Origin of the sequence: Luteibacter jiangsuensis, assembly GCF_011742555.1 — a bacterium.
GTDB classification, from domain to species: Bacteria; Pseudomonadota; Gammaproteobacteria; order Xanthomonadales; family Rhodanobacteraceae; genus Luteibacter; species Luteibacter jiangsuensis.
In genome coordinates this window covers 1-4,102 of record NZ_JAAQQR010000017.1, presented here as the reverse complement: position 1 = coordinate 4,102, position 4,102 = coordinate 1, and the positions used below count along the sequence as shown (strand labels likewise).

Sequence of the window (4,102 nt, the reverse complement as noted above, 5' to 3'; positions counted from 1 at the left end):
GTTAAGACGGTGAAGCGTCTTGGGGTTATATGGTCAAGCCTCACGGCTCATTAGTACGCGTAAGCTCAATGCATTGCTGCACTTCCACACCGCGCCTATCAACCACCTAGTCTTGATGGTGCCTTAAGGAGAGTCGAGCTCTCGGGAGATCTCATCTTGGGGCGTGCTTCCCGCTTAGATGCTTTCAGCGGTTATCACTTCCGTTCGTAGCTACCGGGCAATGCCATGGGCATGACAACCCGAACACCAGCGGAACGTCCACTCCGGTCCTCTCGTACTAGGAGCAGCCCCCCTCAAATCTCCAACGCCCACGACAGATAGGGACCGAACTGTCTCACGACGTTCTGAACCCAGCTCGCGTACCACTTTAAATGGCGAACAGCCATACCCTTGGGACCGGCTACAGCCCCAGGATGTGATGAGCCGACATCGAGGTGCCAAACACCGCCGTCGATATGAACTCTTGGGCGGTATCAGCCTGTTATCCCCGGAGTACCTTTTATCCGTTGAGCGATGGCCCTTCCATACAGAACCACCGGATCACTAAGACCTACTTTCGTACCTGCTTGATCCGTCGATCTCGCAGTCAAGCACGCTTATGCCTTTGCACACAGTGCGCGATGTCCGACCGCGCTGAGCGTACCTTCGTGCTCCTCCGTTACTCTTTGGGAGGAGACCGCCCCAGTCAAACTACCCACCATACACGGTCCCCGATCCGGATTACGGACCTAGGTTAGAACGTCAAGCACTTCAGGGTGGTATTTCAAGGATGGCTCCACCGAAACTAGCGTCTCGGTTTCATAGCCTCCCACCTATCCTACACAGAAGAACTCAACGTTCAGTGTAAAGCTATAGTAAAGGTTCACGGGGTCTTTCCGTCTTGCCGCGGGAACGCTGCATCTTCACAGCGATTTCAATTTCACTGAGTCTCGGGTGGAGACAGCGCCGCTGTCGTTACGCCATTCGTGCAGGTCGGAACTTACCCGACAAGGAATTTCGCTACCTTAGGACCGTTATAGTTACGGCCGCCGTTTACTGGGGCTTCGATCAAGAGCTTCGCCTTGCGGCTGACCCCATCAATTAACCTTCCAGCACCGGGCAGGCGTCACACCCTATACGTCCACTTTCGTGTTTGCAGAGTGCTGTGTTTTTGATAAACAGTCGCAGCGGCCAGGTTACTGCGACCCCTCGATGCTCAGTCACGCACGTGACCACACCAAGGGGCGCACCTTCTCCCGAAGTTACGGTGCCATTTTGCCTAGTTCCTTCACCCGAGTTCTCTCAAGCGCCTTGGGATTCTCACCCTGCCTACCAGTGTCGGTTTACGGTACGGTTTTTCTACAGCTGAAGCTTAGTGGCTTTTCCTGGAAGCGTGGTGTCAGTCACTTCGTCCTCTTAAGGACTGGTCTCGGTGCTCGGCGTATGTGATCCCGGATTTGCCTAAGATCACCGCCTACCGCCTTTCCCCAGGACAACCAACGCCTGGTAGACCTAACCTTCTCCGTCCCCACATCGCACTGTAGAAAAGTGCAGGAATATTAACCTGCTTCCCATCGACTACGCATTTCTGCCTCGCCTTAGGGGCCGACTCACCCTGCGCCGATGAACGTTGCGCGAGGAAACCTTGGGCTTTCGGCGGGGGGGCTTTTCACCCCCCTTATCGTTACTCATGTCAGCATTCGCACTTCCGATACCTCCAGCAAGCCTTACGACTCACCTTCACAGGCCTACGGAACGCTCCTCTACCGCGTACAGGTCAAAACCTGTACACCCCGAGCTTCGGTGCATAGCTTAGCCCCGTTAAATCTTCCGCGCAGACCGACTCGACCAGTGAGCTATTACGCTTTCTTTAAAGGGTGGCTGCTTCTAAGCCAACCTCCTGGCTGTCTATGCCTTTCCACATCGTTTTCCACTTAGCTATGACTTTGGGACCTTAGCTGCGGGTCTGGGTTGTTTCCCTTTTCACGACGGACGTTAGCACCCGCCGTGTGTCTCCCGTGTAGCACGTGTTGGTATTCGGAGTTTGCCATGGTTTGGTAAGTCTCAATGACCCCCTAGCCATAACAGTGCTCTACCCCCAACAGTGTTCGCACGAGGCGCTACCTAAATAGCTTTCGAGGAGAACCAGCTATCTCCGAGTTTGTTTAGCCTTTCACTCCGATCCTCAACTCATCCCCATCTATTGCAACAGATGTGGGTTCGGTCCTCCAGTGCGTGTTACCGCACCTTCAACCTGGTCAAGGATAGATCACTCGGTTTCGGGTCTACTGCCAGAGACTATTCGCCCTATTCAGACTCGGTTTCCCTTCGCCTCCCCTATACGGTTAAGCTTGCCACTGACAGTAAGTCGCTGACCCATTATACAAAAGGTACGCAGTCACCCTTGCGGGCTTCCACTGCTTGTACGTATACGGTTTCAGGGTCTATTTCACTCCCCTCTCCGGGGTTCTTTTCGCCTTTCCCTCACGGTACTAGTTCGCTATCGGTCAGTCAGGAGTATTTAGCCTTGGAGGATGGTCCCCCCATGTTCAGACAGGGTTTCACGTGCCCCGCCTTACTCAATTTCATGCCACGCACCCTTTCGTCTACCGGGCTATCACCGTCTACGGCCCGCGTTTCCAAGCGGTTCGACTAGAATGTGCGACACTTTTGGGCTAGTCCGCGTTCGCTCGTCGCTACTGACGGAATCTCGGTTGATTTCTTTTCCTCCGGGTACTTAGATATTTCAGTTCCCCGGGTTCGCTTCCGCACACTATGTATTCATGTACGGATACCGCTTGCGCGGTGGGTTTCCCCATTCGGACATTGCCGGATCAAAGCTTGTTGCCAGCTCCCCGACACTTTTCGCAGGCTGCCACGTCCTTCATCGCCTCTGACTGCCAAGGCATCCACCGTATACGCTTAGTCGCTTGACCATATAACCCCAAGTCGCCTCGGGGCCTATTCGCACAAGCCACTTCGTTTCGCCTTAACACTTGTCTTGGGTTCGGTTACGAACCAAGACGCTTGTCACTCGTTTACAGATTTTCAAAGAACACCTGACCGGCCTCAGCGCCGGTAGGCTTCAAAACAATCTTTGTGTGCGCTGTCACATCCTTCCTACCGATACTGGTGGAGCCTGTCGGGATCGAACCGACGACCCTCTGCTTGCAAAGCAGATGCTCTCCCAGCTGAGCTAAGGCCCCATAAGTGTGCTCGAGTGGTGGGTCTGGGTGGACTCGAACCACCGACCTCACCCTTATCAGGGGTGCGCTCTAACCACCTGAGCTACAGACCCATAAGGTGCTCGCTTACGGCATGCACGCCCGAGGCGTGCGTGGATGTGCAGGTGACTTGTGTGGAAGCCTTGCGATGAAACGACGTGTCGTTTCTCGAAAGGAGGTGATCCAGCCGCACCTTCCGATACGGCTACCTTGTTACGACTTCACCCCAGTCATGAACCACTCCGTGGTCGTCGTCCCCCTTGCGGTTAGACTAACGGCTTCTGGAGCAGCTCACTCCCATGGTGTGACGGGCGGTGTGTACAAGGCCCGGGAACGTATTCACCGCAGCATAGCTGATCTGCGATTACTAGCGATTCCTACTTCATGGAGTCGAGTTGCAGACTCCAATCCGGACTGGGATCGGCTTTCTGGGATTAGCTCCACCTCGCGGTCTTGCAACCCTCTGTACCGACCATTGTAGTACGTGTGTAGCCCTGGCCGTAAGGGCCATGATGACTTGACGTCATCCCCACCTTCCTCCGGTTTGTCACCGGCAGTCTCCTTAGAGTTCCCGACTTTACTCGCTGGCAACTAAGGACAAGGGTTGCGCTCGTTGCGGGACTTAACCCAACATCTCACGACACGAGCTGACGACAGCCATGCAGCACCTGTGTTCCGATTCCCGAAGGCACTCCCGCATCTCTGCAGGATTCCGGACATGTCAAGGCCAGGTAAGGTTCTTCGCGTTGCATCGAATTAAACCACATACTCCACCGCTTGTGCGGGCCCCCGTCAATTCCTTTGAGTTTCAGTCTTGCGACCGTACTCCCCAGGCGGCGAACTTAACGCGTTAGCTTCGACACTGATCTCCGAGTTGAGACCAACATCCAGTTCGCATC

The 4,102-nt window shown here is 54.7% G+C and carries 2 tRNA genes and 2 rRNA genes; all 4 read right to left on the bottom strand.

Features of this window, described 5'->3' with window-relative positions:
- Nucleotides 1-29 precede the first annotated feature (29 nt).
- Nucleotides 30-2,915 (bottom strand): 23S ribosomal RNA (locus tag HBF26_RS19320).
- A gap of 194 nt (nt 2,916-3,109) precedes the next feature.
- A tRNA-Ala gene (locus HBF26_RS19315) sits at nt 3,110-3,185 on the bottom strand.
- A gap of 15 nt (nt 3,186-3,200) precedes the next feature.
- A tRNA-Ile gene (locus HBF26_RS19310) sits at nt 3,201-3,277 on the bottom strand.
- Nucleotides 3,278-3,374: 97 nt separating this feature from the next.
- Nucleotides 3,375-4,102: ribosomal RNA gene (locus HBF26_RS19305) — 16S ribosomal RNA — on the bottom strand; the annotation flags it as partial.